11 protein-coding genes and 1 riboswitch are annotated in these 13,643 nt (G+C 63.7%); of the genes, 10 read left to right on the top strand and 1 reads right to left on the bottom strand.

Annotation, left to right across the window (positions count from 1 at the left end; translation table 11 throughout):
- Positions 1 to 10 precede the first annotated feature (10 nt).
- The 9 genes from AAFP32_RS01470 to AAFP32_RS01510 all read left to right on the top strand — a co-directional run bounded on the left by AAFP32_RS01470 (position 11) and on the right by AAFP32_RS01510 (position 12,136).
- Positions 11 to 811, top strand: a complete 801-nt coding sequence (locus AAFP32_RS01470) for an SDR family oxidoreductase (protein WP_350270319.1) — start codon at positions 11 to 13, stop codon at positions 809 to 811.
- A gap of 252 nt (positions 812 to 1,063) precedes the next feature.
- A riboswitch (glycine riboswitch) is annotated at positions 1,064 to 1,185 on the top strand.
- 144 nt (positions 1,186 to 1,329) lie between these two features.
- Entirely contained in the window at positions 1,330 to 4,281 is a 2,952-nt protein-coding gene (gcvP, locus tag AAFP32_RS01475) for an aminomethyl-transferring glycine dehydrogenase (protein ID WP_350270320.1), read from the top strand.
- A complete protein-coding gene (gcvT, locus tag AAFP32_RS01480; RefSeq protein ID WP_350270321.1) occupies positions 4,281 to 5,522 on the top strand; it encodes a glycine cleavage system aminomethyltransferase GcvT in 1,242 nt (413 codons plus the stop codon). Before gcvP ends, gcvT begins: the two co-directional genes overlap by 1 nt.
- A 93-nt stretch (positions 5,523 to 5,615) precedes the next feature.
- Positions 5,616 to 6,014 (top strand): glycine cleavage system protein GcvH, encoded by a 399-nt coding sequence (gene gcvH / locus AAFP32_RS01485; RefSeq protein ID WP_350270322.1) that lies wholly within the window; start codon positions 5,616 to 5,618, stop codon positions 6,012 to 6,014.
- A gap of 73 nt (positions 6,015 to 6,087) precedes the next feature.
- Positions 6,088 to 7,584: an L-serine ammonia-lyase gene (locus AAFP32_RS01490; protein WP_350270323.1), complete on the top strand. Its 1,497-nt coding sequence runs from the start codon at positions 6,088 to 6,090 to the stop codon at positions 7,582 to 7,584.
- A 656-nt stretch (positions 7,585 to 8,240) separates the two neighbouring features.
- Positions 8,241 to 8,663 (top strand): diaminobutyrate acetyltransferase, encoded by a 423-nt coding sequence (ectA, locus tag AAFP32_RS01495; protein ID WP_233429390.1) that lies wholly within the window; start codon positions 8,241 to 8,243, stop codon positions 8,661 to 8,663.
- A gap of 166 nt (positions 8,664 to 8,829) precedes the next feature.
- Positions 8,830 to 10,122, top strand: a complete 1,293-nt coding sequence (gene ectB / locus AAFP32_RS01500) for a diaminobutyrate--2-oxoglutarate transaminase (RefSeq protein WP_101643370.1) — start codon at positions 8,830 to 8,832, stop codon at positions 10,120 to 10,122.
- A gap of 155 nt (positions 10,123 to 10,277) precedes the next feature.
- Positions 10,278 to 10,670, top strand: coding sequence for an ectoine synthase (locus tag AAFP32_RS01505; protein WP_101619153.1), 393 nt, complete (start codon positions 10,278 to 10,280; stop codon positions 10,668 to 10,670).
- 650 nt (positions 10,671 to 11,320) lie between these two features.
- Positions 11,321 to 12,136, top strand: a complete 816-nt coding sequence (locus tag AAFP32_RS01510) for a glycerophosphodiester phosphodiesterase (protein WP_350270324.1) — start codon at positions 11,321 to 11,323, stop codon at positions 12,134 to 12,136.
- A gap of 6 nt (positions 12,137 to 12,142) precedes the next feature.
- Here the strand turns inward: AAFP32_RS01510 and AAFP32_RS01515 are convergent, their stop codons facing one another.
- On the bottom strand, positions 12,143 to 12,601 hold the full coding sequence (locus AAFP32_RS01515) for a pyridoxamine 5'-phosphate oxidase family protein (RefSeq protein ID WP_350270325.1): 459 nt from the start codon (positions 12,599 to 12,601) through the stop codon (positions 12,143 to 12,145).
- A 234-nt stretch (positions 12,602 to 12,835) separates the two neighbouring features.
- Here AAFP32_RS01515 and AAFP32_RS01520 point away from each other — a divergent pair, with 234 nt between their 5' ends.
- Positions 12,836 to 13,624 carry an SDR family NAD(P)-dependent oxidoreductase gene (locus tag AAFP32_RS01520; RefSeq protein ID WP_350270326.1) on the top strand — a complete coding sequence of 263 codons (789 nt, stop codon included), beginning with the start codon at positions 12,836 to 12,838 and terminating at the stop codon, positions 13,622 to 13,624.
- Positions 13,625 to 13,643 lie beyond the last annotated feature (19 nt).

Here is a 13,643-nt window from a genome sequence, read left to right on the forward strand (position 1 = left end):
GAGTTCACGCATGACAGAACACGCCAGCTCGGAAGCTCAGCCCCACCTCGGCGCGCGATTTGCCGGTCAGGTCGCACTCATCACCGGCGCCAGCCGCGGCATCGGGCTTGGCATCGCCAAGCGGCTGCAGGCCGAAGGCGCCACCGTCGTCCTCACCGCGCGCAAACCCGAGGCCCTCGCCGAGGCGGTCGCGCAGTTCCCCGAAGGCACTGCCCTGGCCATCGCCGGGAAGTCCGACGATCCCGAGCACCGGGCAGAGGTCTACGACACGATCGCAGAGAAGTTCGGCCGCCTCGATGTGCTGGTCACGAACGTGGGCATCAACCCGGTCTACGGCCCGCTCATCGACCTCGACCTCGACGCCGCTCGCAAGATCCTCGATGTCAACGTCATCGGCACGCTCGCCTGGGTGCAGGAGGCAGTCCATCACGAGAAGCTGGGCTTCCGCGAAAACAGGGGACGGGTCGTGAGCATCTCCTCGGTCGCCAGTCAGGTTCCCAGCCCGGGCATCTCCTTCTACGGCATCTCGAAGGCAGCGGTCTCGCATCTGACGAAGTCGCTGGCCGTCGAGCTGGGCCCGGACATCCGGGTCAACGCCGTCGCCCCGGCTGTGGTGAAGACGAACTTCGCCACCGCACTCTATGAGGGAAAGGAAGAGGAAGTCGCCTCCTCATACCCGGCCAAACGACTCGGAACTCCAGGGGACATCGCCGGTGCCGTGGCCTACCTGGCTTCCTCCGATGCCGATTGGATCACCGCGCAGGTGCTCACCGCTGACGGCGGCGTCGTCACCGCCGGCGGGAAGGCCTGAGGCCCAGGCCGTCGCAACGACGACTTGAGGAACTTTTGGTGTGATCCGTGACGGATTCTGCGCACCAAAAGTTCCTCAACTCGTGTGCCTGCGGGTTCAATATCGCCCGGTCACCGAGCCCCATCTCGGTGTTTGTCCACCGTAATCCCAGCCACTAGACTTAACCCCATAAGTTCATAGCCACACCAGCTATAGGAATATAGCCACACTGGCTATAGGAATACAGCCACACACAATTGAATACTGCCGTTAAGACATGACGTGGGAGAGCTGCTCAACTGTCGCAACCACCAGTTGCCCGAACAGTCCGAAGTAGCGCCGTAGGTGCAATTCCCTCCCCGGGAAACTCTCAGGCCCAGTACCACCGATTGCAGGCATATCTGAAGGAGCCGATTCCGGCTCGCCGCGCGCCACTTGTCGCACTGCGAAATGGAGACGTGCGTCCGACAGAACGGGGAGGACCACCACTGCTCAGTGCGTCCTCCATAGGCGGGCGCGACACCGACCCGAGGACGGCAATGACCAGTTCACTCGCCCACACAAGTTCACTCGCGCACACCACAGCGCCCACCGGAGACACGGAACGCCCCTTCTCCGACCGGCATATCGGCCCCCGCGCCGACGACACTGCGGCCATGCTGGCCGAACTCGGCTACGACTCCCTCGAAGCGCTCTCATCGGCAGCCATCCCAGAATCCATTCAGATCGACGGACTCGACCTGCCCACCGGTCGCTCCGAAGCCGAGGTCCTCGATGACCTCCGCGCGATCGCCGGCCAGAACATCATGCGCACGCAGATGATCGGCCAGGGCTACTACGACACGATCACCCCGGCCGTCATCCGCCGCAACCTGGTCGAGAACCCCGCCTGGTACACCGCCTACACCCCGTACCAGCCCGAGATCTCCCAGGGTCGCCTCGAGGCTCTGCTCAACTTCCAGCAGGTCGTCCAGGATCTCACCGGCCTCGACATCGCCAACGCCTCCCTCCTCGATGAGGCCACCGCCGTCGCCGAGGCGGTCCTGCTGATGCGTCGGGCCGTTAAGAAGGGGACAACCGTCGTCCTCGACTCCGAAATCCACCCGCAGACCATCGCCGTCGTCCGCGCCCGTGCGAAGGCCATGGACTTCCGCGTCACCGTCGCTGACCTGGCCAAAGGCCTCGTGGGCGAAGACATCTTCGGCATCGTCTGCGCCCAGCCCGGCACCACCGGCGCCATCCGCGACTTCACCGAGGCCGTCGACGGCGCCCATGACCGCGGCGCACTCGTGACCTTCGATGCCGACCTGCTGGCCCTGACCCTGCTCAAGGATCCCGCCTCCCAGGGAGCCGACATCTCCGTGGGCTCGGCCCAGCGCTTCGGTGTCCCCCTGTTCTTCGGTGGACCTCACGCCGGCTTCATGGCTGTGAAGTCCGGTCTCCAGCGTCAGCTGCCCGGCCGCCTCGTCGGCGTCTCCAAGGACGCCCAGGGCAAGCCCGGTTACCGTCTGGCCCTGCAGACCCGTGAACAGCACATCCGCCGCCAGAAGGCGACTTCCAACATCTGCACCGCCCAGGCTCTGCTGGCCAACGTCGCCTCCATGTACGCCGTCTATCACGGCCCCGTCGGCCTGACCCGCATCGCCTCCCGCATCCACCGCCTGGCCCAGGCCTTCGCGTCTGCCGCCGACACCGCCCCCGGCGCCGAGGTTCTCAGCCGTGACTTCTTCGACACCGTGGCCATCCGCGTCGCCGACGCAGAAGCAGCCCGAGTCGTCGCCGAACGCGCAGGCTTCAACATCCGCGTCATCGACAACTCCACCATCGGCGTCTCCTTCGGCGAACCCCACTCTGTTGCCGATGCCAATGGACTGCTCGAAGCACTGGGAATCATCGCCCGGGTCGATGCGGCTAACTTCGAAGCCGCCTCGGCGGGGACCTTCGGAGCCAACCACGTGCCCACCCCGGCCTTCGACGCGACCTTCCACCGCGACACCGAGTTCCTCACCCACCCGATCTTCAGCTCACACGGCTCCGAGACCTCGATGATGCGCTACCTGCGCACCCTGGCCGACCGGGACCTGGCGCTGGACCGGACGATGATCCCACTGGGCTCGTGCACGATGAAGCTCAATGCCGCGGCAGAGATGGAACCCATCACCTGGCCGGAATTCGCCTCCATCCACCCCTTCGCCCCGGTCGAGCAGACCCACGGATGGCGCACCCTCATCACCCGCCTGGAGAACTCGCTCGTCGAGGTCACCGGCTACGACCGCGTCTCCCTGCAGCCCAACGCCGGCTCCCAGGGCGAACTGGCCGGACTGCTGGCGATCCGCAACTTCCATGTCGCGAGCGGTGAACCCGACCGCGACGTGGTCCTCATCCCGCAGTCGGCTCACGGCACCAACGCCGCGTCGGCGGTCCTGGCCGGACTCAAGGTTCAGGTCATCGCGACCGCCGAAGACGGAGCGGTGGATATGGCCGACCTTGACGCGAAGATCGAGAAGAACGCGGACAAGCTCGCCGCGATCATGATCACCTACCCCTCGACCAACGGCATCTTCGAATCCGAGGTCCGTGAGGTCTGCGAGAAGATCCACGCCGCCGGCGGCCAGGTCTACGTCGACGGTGCGAACCTCAACGCCATGGTCGGTCTGGCCAAGCCCGGCGAATTCGGGGGCGACGTCTCCCACCTCAACCTGCACAAGACCTTCTGCATCCCACACGGTGGTGGCGGACCCGGCGTCGGACCGGTCGCGGTGCGCGAACACCTCGCCCCGTACCTGCCCGGCGATCCCACCGCACCAGAGCTTGTGGCCGGGGAAGAGGACGCGCACGAGCTGCCGATCTCCGCATCGATGTTCGGCTCCGCCGGCGTCCTGCCGATCAGCTTCGCCTACCTCGAGCTGATGGGCGGAGACGGACTGAAGGAAGCCTCCCGTGTCGCACTCCTGGGTGCGAACTACCTGGCGGCCAAGCTTCACGACGTGTTCCCCATCCTCTACTCGGGAGAACACGGACTCGTCGGGCACGAGACCATCCTCGACCTGCGCGAGGCCACCGCGAAGTCCGGGGTCACCGCCGAGGACGTGGCCAAGCGCCTCATCGACTTCGGCTTCCACGCCCCGACCCTGGCGTTCCCGGTTCCCGGCACCCTGATGGTCGAACCGACCGAGTCCGAGGACAAGGACGAACTCGACCGCTTCATCGAAGCCATGCGCGTCATCCGCGCAGAGATCGATTCGATCGGCGACAAGTACACCTACGAGGAGTCACCGCTGGCCGGAGCCCCGCACCCAGCCACCGTGGTGATGGACGACTGGGACGCCAAGTACTCCCGCGAGACTGCCGTGTTCCCGGTCAAGGGGTTGAAGGCTACCAAGTACTTCCCGCCGGTCAGCCGCATCGACGGTGCCTACGGCGACCGCAACCTGGTGTGCACCTGCCCACCGCCAGAGGCCTTCGAAGTCAACGATGAAGAGGACGACTGATGAGCACTGAGAATTCGACGCGCGAGACCCCGCTGCACGCCATCCATGAACAGCTGGGCGCATCCTTCACCGACTTCGGCGGCTGGGACATGCCGCTGAAGTACGGTTCCGAACTGGCCGAGCACCGTGGGGTGCGTGAGGCTGCGGGAATCTTCGACCTCTCCCACATGGGCGAAGTCCGACTCACCGGCTCCGATGCCGCTGCGTTCCTCGACTACGCGCTCGTGGCGAAGTACTCGAAGATGAAGATCGGCAAGGCCAAGTACGGTGTGCTGGTCAACGAGGCAGGCTACCTCCTCGATGACCTCATCACCTACCGGATCGGTGACGAAGAGTTCCTCATCGTTCCCAACGCCTCGAACACCCCGACCGTCGTCGCGACCCTGCAGGAACGGTTGCAGAACTTCCTGCGGGACGAGGCCCCGGGCGCCGATGCCACACTCGTCGACGAGTCCCAGGGCACTGCGCTCATCGCGGTGCAGGGACCGAACTCCGAGGCCATCATCCTCCGCGCCCTCGATGAGGGTGCAGGTGGGGAATTCGGGCCAAGCACCACCTCGGCGAATGACTCTTCCGTGAACTCGACCGGGATCACCGTCGGCGAGGCGGTCCGGGAGCTGAAGTACTACGCGTGGATGCCGCTGACGATCGCTGGTATCGACCTGATGCTCGCACGCACCGGCTACACCGGTGAGGACGGATTCGAGCTCTACGTTCCCAATATCGCCGCTGAGCGGCTGTGGGAGACCCTGACGACAGCCGGCGTTGACTACGGCCTCGTGCCCTGCGGTCTGGCCTCACGTGATTCGCTGCGCCTGGAAGCGGGCATGCCGCTCTACGGCAACGAACTCGGCCTCGAGACCTCGCCCTTCGACGTCGGACTCGGCCGCATGATCGGCTTCAAGACGAAGGAGAACTTCGTCGCGCGTGAGGCGCTGGCCAAGCTGGGGGAGAGTGATCCGGCACGCGTGCTCGTCGGACTCACCTCCGCGGGCCGCCGCGCCGCACGATCGGGGGCGAGTGTCTTCGCCTCGGCAGACGAGGTCGGTGCTGAGGGTGCTGCAGCCGTCGGGACCATCACCTCCGGACAGCCTTCACCGACGCTCGGGCACCCCATCGCCCTGGCGTTCCTCGACCGTGGTCTGGCCGCTCCGGGCACGCCCGTGTTCGTGGACATCCGCGGCAAGGCGCACGAATTCACCGTAGCCAAACTGCCGTTCTACACACGCGGCAAGAACTGATCCGCCCATCCTGATGCTGTTGCCCCCGGTGACTCGTACACTGGGGGCACCTGCTCACCCATACAGCTGTCACCTAAGCAGAAAAGGACAATCATGGCGCAACTGCCTCCGCTCCCCGACAACTTCACGTACTCCGCCGAGCACGAGTGGATCAACGCCGGAGCCGATGCCATTGTCGGCAAAACGGTGAAGATCGGCATCACCGCGGTCGCCTCCGACGCACTCGGCGAGGTCGTCTACGTGGACCTGCCGGAAGTCGGCGACACCGTCACCGCGGGCGAGACCTGCGGCGAGGTCGAATCGACCAAGTCGGTCTCTGATCTGTACTGCCCCGTGACCGGCGAGGTCACCTCCATCAACGAGGCAGCCACGGACAACCCCGGACTGCTCAACTCCGACCCCTACGGCGACGGCTGGCTGTTCGAAGTCAACGTCACCGAACTGGGCGAAGTGATGGATGCAGCAGGCTACGCAGAGGCCAACTCCCTCTGAAACCACCTTTCGTTCGATGGGACCGGCCCTGGTCGGTCCCATCGAGCACCCGCAAAGAATCGGAGTATCTTCCATGCCACTGAGCGTCTTCGATCTCTTTACCGTCGGCATCGGCCCGTCGAGTTCCCACACCGTCGGCCCGATGCGAGCGGCATCGAGCTTCCTCACTCTTCTGGGCGACAAGCTCGGATCCGTTGCCAGCATCAAAGTTGATGTCTTCGGATCCCTTGCCGCCACCGGTGCCGGACACGGCACCTTCGACGCCATACTGATCGGGCTGGAAGGCTGTTCGCCCGAGCACGTCGAAGCCAATGAACTCACCGCCCGCCGGACCCGCATGTCCGAAACGGGCACGATCCTCCTCGGCGACGCTGCCGAGACTGCGGGATCTGCCGACGGCGGCGTTGAGATCGACTTCACCGAGAACGACATGGTCAAACGCCCCCTGACCATCCAGCCCCGCCACACGAACGCCATGACGATCGCCGCCTTCGACGCCTCGGGTGACACGGTGGCCGAAGAGACCTACTATTCGGTGGGTGGCGGCTTCGTCACCTCCGAGACCGAGTTCCGCGAGAAGGAGCAGGCCGCCGAGGCCGCTGCGGAGTCGGGTGAGGACGACGCCAGTGAGTTCGCCGTTGCCGACTCGGTCATCGACGCCGAACTGCAGTCCTACAGCGAAGAACTCCCGTATCCGTTCCATTCGGGCGTTGAACTCCTGCAGCGATGTCAGGACAGCGGCATGTCGGTTGCTGAAATCATGCTCGCCAACGAGAAGTCGATGCGTGATGAGGACGAGATCCGGCACGGCCTCCTCCACATCTACTCCGTGATGGAGGAATGCGCCTCGGCGTCGCTGGATCGCTCGGGCTACCTGCCGGGCGGACTCAAGGTGCGCCGGCGTGCCCACGACTGGCACCTCAAGCTCAAGGCCGAGGACCCCGACCGCGATCCCGGCTACTACCTGGAATGGGTCAACCTCATCGCCATGGCCGTCAACGAGGAGAACGCTTCGGGCGGACGCGTGGTCACCGCACCGACGAACGGTGCTGCCGGCATCATTCCTGCCGTCCTTCACTACGCGCTGAACTACGTGGATTCCGTGGTCAAGGGTGGCGAGGCCGCCAAGCATGCGGCGATCGTGGACTTCCTGCTCACCTCGGCTGCGGTGGGTGTCCTGTATAAGGAGCGGGCGTCGATCTCCGGCGCCGAGGTGGGCTGTCAGGGTGAGGTCGGATCCGCGTCGTCGATGGCTGCCGGAGGATTGGCCGCCATCATGGGCGGAACTCCCGAGCAGGTAGAGAACGCCGCCGAGATCGCCATGGAGCACAACCTGGGCCTGACCTGCGACCCGATCTCCGGGCTCGTGCAGATTCCTTGCATCGAACGCAACGCGATCGCGGCAGGCAAGGCCATCAACGCCTCGAGGATGGCACTGTGGGGCGATGGTCAGCACAGGGTCAGCCTCGACGAGGTGATCGAGACGATGCGCCAGACGGGTGCCGATATGAGTTCGAAGTACAAGGAGACAGCGCAGGGCGGCCTCGCCGTCAACGTCGTCGAATGCTGAGGTAGCCCGCTGGGCGCAGGGGGCGTGATGCCGGCCCCGCGTCGCGAGGCCAGGCATCGCGCCACGGGCTGGGTTGCCGCCCAATAGCCCTGCCGAGACACGGGTGCCCCGCCGAGCTGCGGCCTCACACCCTGCTGCTCCCTCGGTAACCTGCCTCTGCACCGAGAAGCGCCCGCGTACCGCGTACGCCCGTATCTCGGTGCAGAGGCGATGCGCCAGGGCCAAATGGCGCAGCGAATGAGCAGCCCTGACCCCCAGCAGGCAAACAGCCCTGTCAGGGTGTGAGCCGGACCGATCTCACTCGCAAACCTGCGGAGAGTCATCGACGAAGCTGCGACCGGAAGTGGCTTCGAAACGTGGAACAACCATGGAACCGCAGTTCCAAAGCTGCTGAGATGTAACGAAACGATAACGAAGCTCAGCCCCGGAATGAGCGCGCAGGAGCGCCCTGACGCATCCCAGAGATGCCATGGGGAAGCCCCGGTTGGAAACGTGTGGAACACGCGCGGGAATCACCCCTGAATGTGGCGCGAATCGCTGGTTTCCGAGTTGACGCTCATTCTCAGGTCGTTAGGTTTGGGGGCGTGAGAAACGCAGTCGCTGAACCTCAAACGGAAACCGATGTCCGTACTCCAACCATGGAGGACGGGCAACACATGTGGAGACTGGCTAAAGATTCGGCCGTTCTCGACCTTAACTCCTCGTACTCCTACATCCTCTGGTGTCGTGATTTCGCGGCTACCTCGACCATCGCGCGAATCGGCGGAGAGCCCGCCGGGTTCGTCACCGGTTACACACGTCCGGATCGACCCAACACGCTGATGATCTGGCAGGTTGCTGTCTCGTCCGACTTCCGCGGGCACGGATTGGCGAAGACCATGCTCAACGAGCTGGCCGATCGCACCAATTCGCTCCGCCTGGAAACGACGATCACCGATGACAACGACGCGTCGAACCGTCTGTTCCAGTCATTCGCTGAGCAGCGCGGAGCATCATGCGAACGACGTGCGCTGATCACCCCGGAACTGTACCCGGACGGCCACGACACCGAATTTCTGTACGAGATCGCACCGCTTTAAAGCACCGCTGTCAAGCGTGGTGCCATCAGGCGACCTGGGGATCAGCTGATCCTGACTGGGATGCCGACCGGCGACAGCCGTATCCGAAACTGATCGGTCGCGGCCACCGCCTAGCCGCTTGCTCACGAGGCAAGCGCGTAATCCAGAAGTCGAAAGGACTCTAGTGATGACCGAAAGCTCTAAGACCACAACTCCCGATATCTTCGAAACCCGCGAATCAGAGGTGCGAGGATACTCGCGCTCCTGGCCCGCCACCTTCGCCAAGGCACATGGCGCGAAGCAGTGGGGCGAAGACGGCAAGGAATTCCTCGATTTCTTCTCCGGCGCCGGTGCCCTCAACTATGGGCACAACAACCCCGTCGTGATGAATCCTCTGGTCGAGTACCTCCAGTCAGGTGCAGTTCTGCACTCGCTGGACATGAAGACACCGGCCAAGCGTGAGTTCCTCGAGACCTTCCAGGACCTCATCCTCAAGCCCCGCGGACTCGACTACACCGTGATGTTCCCCGGACCAACGGGAACAAACACCGTCGAGGCTGCCCTCAAGCTGGCGCGCAAGGTCACCGGTCGTCAGCACATGCTGTCCTTCACCAACGCATTCCACGGCATGACCCTGGGTTCGCTGTCGGTGACCGGTAACTCGATGAAGCGCGAAGGCGCAGGCATCCCGCTGACCAACAGCTCGAAGATTCCCTATGACGATTACTTCGACGGCGAGATCCCTGACTTCCTGTGGCTCGAGAAGGTCCTCGAAGACTCCGGCTCAGGCGTCGACAAGCCGGCCGCTGTCATCGTTGAGACTGTGCAGGGCGAAGGCGGCCTCCGCGCCGCTCGTGCCGAATGGCTGCGCGAGCTGTCGAAGCTGACCAAGAAGCACGACATCCTGCTCATCGTCGATGACGTCCAGGCCGGCTGTGGCCGCACCGGTTCGTTCTTCAGCTTCGAAGAGGCTGGCATCGAGCCCGACATCGTCTGCCTGTCGAAGTCGATCTCCGGTTCGGGTCTGCCGATGGCACTGACCCTGTTCCGTCCTGAGCTCGACGTCTGGGAGGCCGGCGAGCACAACGGAACCTTCCGCGGAAACAACCCCGCATTCGTCACGGCGACCGCCGCGATCAAGAACTTCTGGGCCGACAACACGTTCCAGAACGAATTGGCCGACACGATCGCCGCACTGCATCAGCGCCTCGACTCGATTGTGGAGAAGGCAGAGGGAGCATCCATCCGTGGACGCGGACTCCTCGCCGGACTGCACTTCGAGGATGACGAGGTCGCCGGAAAGATCGCAGCGTATGCATTCGACAACGGACTGCTCCTCGAGACCTCCGGTCCGAAGGATGAGGTCACGAAGATCATGCCTCCGCTGACCATCTCCTCGCACGATCTGGAGCAGGGCCTCGACATCATCGAGGCTGCTGTGCTGAAGTTCGCTCCGGCCGCAGAAACTGCGGCGGTCTGAGCCTGCTCCCAGCTGAGCGCGAGAGCCTGAAAAACAGAGCTTCGGTTCGCCGAGACTCAATCATGAAACTTGTATGACGCGTTGCCGGTGGATCTCTCGACTTTTCGACTGATGCACCGGCAACCCGTCTGATAGACCACTCGAAAGGACCACGAATGTACGTAGTCAACCGCGATGACCTCAATGACACCGACCGCGACATCAAGTCGGAGACCTGGCGTAGCCGTCGCATGGTGCTGGGCAAGGAACGCGTCGGATTCTCGCTCCACGACACCGTGATCTACGCCGGAACCACCTCGACCTTCCACTACCAGAACCACGTCGAAGCCGTGTACTGCGTGCAGGGCAAAGGCACGCTGACCGATCTGGAGACCGGCAAGGAATACCCACTGTCCGATGGCACCATGTACCTGCTCGACGGTCATGAGAAGCACACCGTCGTGGCTGAAGAAGAGCTGCGCATGGCCTGCGTGTTCAACCCGCCGGTCACCGGTCGTGAGACCCACGACGAGAACGGCGTCTACCCGCTCATCGTCGAAGAGGACTGAAGTCCTCCGCCTGAACTGAAGAGCTCCACTCGCCGAGGTGGCTGATCGTTTCATCGGTCGCTGAAGCTCCGTCCGACGTCCGGACACCAGGAATGGTGGCCACGGAACCGAGGAGAAGTCCGCCTTGCGCGGGGTTCGACCTTGGTTGCGTGGCCACCATTTCTGTTCCCAGATGGACTTCAGGAGTGGTAGCCCTCGGATGACGCCGCACCGACCACACCACGGACTCCTTCTGCTTCCGCAGCAGGTCCTACGCCTCACTCTCGTCCAAGCGCAGCGGCAAGACCGCCACCCTGACGTCGACATCGAAGGTCAATAGTCCGGCGAAGGACGGCGAGCAAGAAGACCTACCGTGTGACCTTCAGCCAGGTGAGCTGGGCGACCGGAGCCACCTCGAAGTCTGCCAAGAGGTGACCTCGAAGTCCTCAATGAGGTAGGTGCTCATAGGCGCAGACCGAGGCAGAACGGCCCGAGCAGCTCTCAGACGCCTTGGGCCGTTCTCATATTCCGGGCCTTCCCAGGCAGCATTCACGCTCTGTCTACTCGCGCATCACTGGCTCCTGGCCCACGAAGTCTAGTGTGAGCCGCATTGGACTGCAGCTTCGGCTGCTCGCCGCCATCGTGAGCTGTCATCCCCGGAGGAGCCCGACATGCCGATCACACTGATAAATGACTCCGCCGCGGAGGTCACGCACGCTCGTGTTCCACCGCTGGTCGTCGCTCACCGAGGGGCGTCCGTGCAGCATCCCGAGAATACGATCCCTGCCTTCGTCGCCGGAATCGACCAGGGTGCAGACATGATCGAGACCGACGTGCACCTGAACCGGGACGGCGATCTCATCGTCATCCACGACGACACCTTCGACCGCACCACGAACGTCCGCACGCTCCACCCTGACCGTGCCGAGATCAGCGTGAGTGGCATGACGACGGCAGAGATCGCTGCCCTGGACGCGGGCAGCTGGAAGGGGGCATCCTTCGCCGGGGTCACCGTCCCTCACCTCACGGAAGTGCTGGATCTGGTGCACACAACCCGCACCGGTCTGCTCCTCGAAGTCAAGCAACCCGCCCGGTACCCTGGAATCGCCGAGGCTATTGCTGAGTCCCTGAGATCCGTGCCCGGATATCTTGAGCGGGCTCTGGCCGCAGGACTGCTCGTCGTCCAGTCCGCAGACTGGAGCTTCGTCCGCGAGTTCCACGAGTTGGCGCCGGAGATTCCCGTCGGGATACTGGGTCGACCCAGCCTGGCCGAGCTGCGCGAATTCGCCACCTGGGCCGATCAGATCAACTCCGAGTACACCGCGGTCGATCCGATCTATCTGGACTTCGTCCACGAGCTCGGAATGTCGAGCCTGGTCTGGACTGTCGACAGCGTCGACGACATGGAGAAGGCCATCGACCTCGGAGCTGATGGCATCATCACCAACCTGCCCGATCGTCTCGTGCAGTTGGTTGAGGAGATCTGAGTCCGGTCATTCCCGCGGTGCGCGCGCCACGTGACTCAGCGGGGTCTCCCAGGCGGCGGAATCCGTCACTGGGAAGCGCCTGCCAGACACATCCTCGGCGGTGATCCGGATGAAGCGATTCTTTGCTCCGGGCTGCCAGGGAAACACATCGAGGGCGACGGTCTCCCGCAGTTCATCCGGGTCGTTGATCACCTTCGCCTGGCCCTTGAGTACGACGCTCCAGGCGGTGTCGGTCTCGGGTTCGTACCCGTCGACCTCGAACGCCGTCGCCGGGTGCTCGCGGATGGCGTCGACCTTCGTTCCCTCTCCGGAGCGGAAGACGATCGCCGAGTGCTCGACGGCGTAGTTGACGGGGAAGATGTCGGGTCCGTCAGGGCCGATGACTGCCAGGCACCCGATCGTCGTACTGCGGAGGTATTCCCAGCAGTCGTTGATGTCCAAGATCATGTTCGACTTCGCGTCCATCTCTCTTCCTCTCCTCGGGGCGGAAGGATGCCACGTGAGTGGGGCATCGCCATCATCAGGTTCTACGAAGTGTAGATTAAAGCGGCTCACAAGGGAACGATGAGCCACAGTCTGGTCTCTGCCATCTCAGCAACGTCCGCCGCACAACACATCTTCAGCCGTCCGGTGAGACCATCGAGAGACAACACGATTCAAGAGCACGATTGAAGAGTACGGAGGAGACAGCTTATGCGTATGTCCAACAAGGTAGCCGTGATCACCGGTGGCGCCAGCGGAATAGGCCTGGCGGCGGCGCATCGCTTCGCCGCCGAAGGCGCGTCCGTCGTCATCGGCGATTTGGACGAGAAGCACGCCCAGGCCGCGGCCCAGGAAATCACCGACGCGGGCGGAACCGCGATCGGCGTTGCCGTGAATGTGCTTGAGGAAGCATCGATCGCCGCACTCATCGCCCGGGCCGTGGATGAATTCGGCAACCTGCACGTACTGTGCAATCACGTCGGGGGCAGCAATCCGCGCAAGGACCTGGACCTGCTGCGGATGGACATGGATGAATTCGACAAAACCATGGCCCTGAACGTGCGCAGCACGGTACTGGGGTCCCGATTGGCGCTGCCGCACATGATCGAAGCCGGCGGCGGGTCCATCATCAACACCGCATCGGTCGGCGGGCTCTCAGGGGACTATCTGCAATCCGCCTACGGCACCGCCAAGGCGGCGGTGATCCGTCTGACCCAGTACATCGCTACGCAGTACGGCCCCCAGATGGTGCGCTGCAACGCGGTGGCACCGGGCGCCATCTCCACCCCGGCACTGCGGGACAATCTCTCCGAGGACGAGATCGAGGCCATCAAGGGGCACAATGCGCTCCCATTCCTCGGCGAAGCTGAGGACATCGCCAATACGATGCTCTTCTTGGCCTCGGACGAGTCCCGCTACCTGACCGGTCAGCTCCTCGTCGTCGACGGGGGCATGAGCAGTCACAGCTCCATTGCTGAAGACCGTCGAGGCTTCATGCCCAATTGAGGATGCCCGCAGCCGCGAA

Source organism: Brevibacterium sp. CBA3109 (genome assembly GCF_040256645.1).
Classification (GTDB): Bacteria; Actinomycetota; Actinomycetes; order Actinomycetales; family Brevibacteriaceae; genus Brevibacterium; species Brevibacterium koreense.

Bases quoted from the DNA above. Each gene is read 5' to 3' on its own strand.
- AAFP32_RS01470 (WP_350270319.1), top strand. From the start codon at position 11: ATGACAGAACACGCCAGCTCGGAAGCTCAGCCCCACCTCGGCGCGCGA.
- gcvP (WP_350270320.1), top strand. From the start codon at position 1,330: ATGACCAGTTCACTCGCCCACACAAGTTCACTCGCGCACACCACAGCG.
- gcvT (WP_350270321.1), top strand. From the start codon at position 4,281: ATGAGCACTGAGAATTCGACGCGCGAGACCCCGCTGCACGCCATCCAT.
- gcvH (WP_350270322.1), top strand. From the start codon at position 5,616: ATGGCGCAACTGCCTCCGCTCCCCGACAACTTCACGTACTCCGCCGAG.
- AAFP32_RS01490 (WP_350270323.1), top strand. From the start codon at position 6,088: ATGCCACTGAGCGTCTTCGATCTCTTTACCGTCGGCATCGGCCCGTCG.
- ectA (WP_233429390.1), top strand. From the start codon at position 8,241: ATGTGGAGACTGGCTAAAGATTCGGCCGTTCTCGACCTTAACTCCTCG.
- ectB (WP_101643370.1), top strand. From the start codon at position 8,830: ATGACCGAAAGCTCTAAGACCACAACTCCCGATATCTTCGAAACCCGC.
- AAFP32_RS01505 (WP_101619153.1), top strand. From the start codon at position 10,278: ATGTACGTAGTCAACCGCGATGACCTCAATGACACCGACCGCGACATC.
- AAFP32_RS01510 (WP_350270324.1), top strand. From the start codon at position 11,321: ATGCCGATCACACTGATAAATGACTCCGCCGCGGAGGTCACGCACGCT.
- AAFP32_RS01515 (WP_350270325.1), bottom strand. From the start codon at position 12,601: ATGGACGCGAAGTCGAACATGATCTTGGACATCAACGACTGCTGGGAA.
- AAFP32_RS01520 (WP_350270326.1), top strand. From the start codon at position 12,836: ATGTCCAACAAGGTAGCCGTGATCACCGGTGGCGCCAGCGGAATAGGC.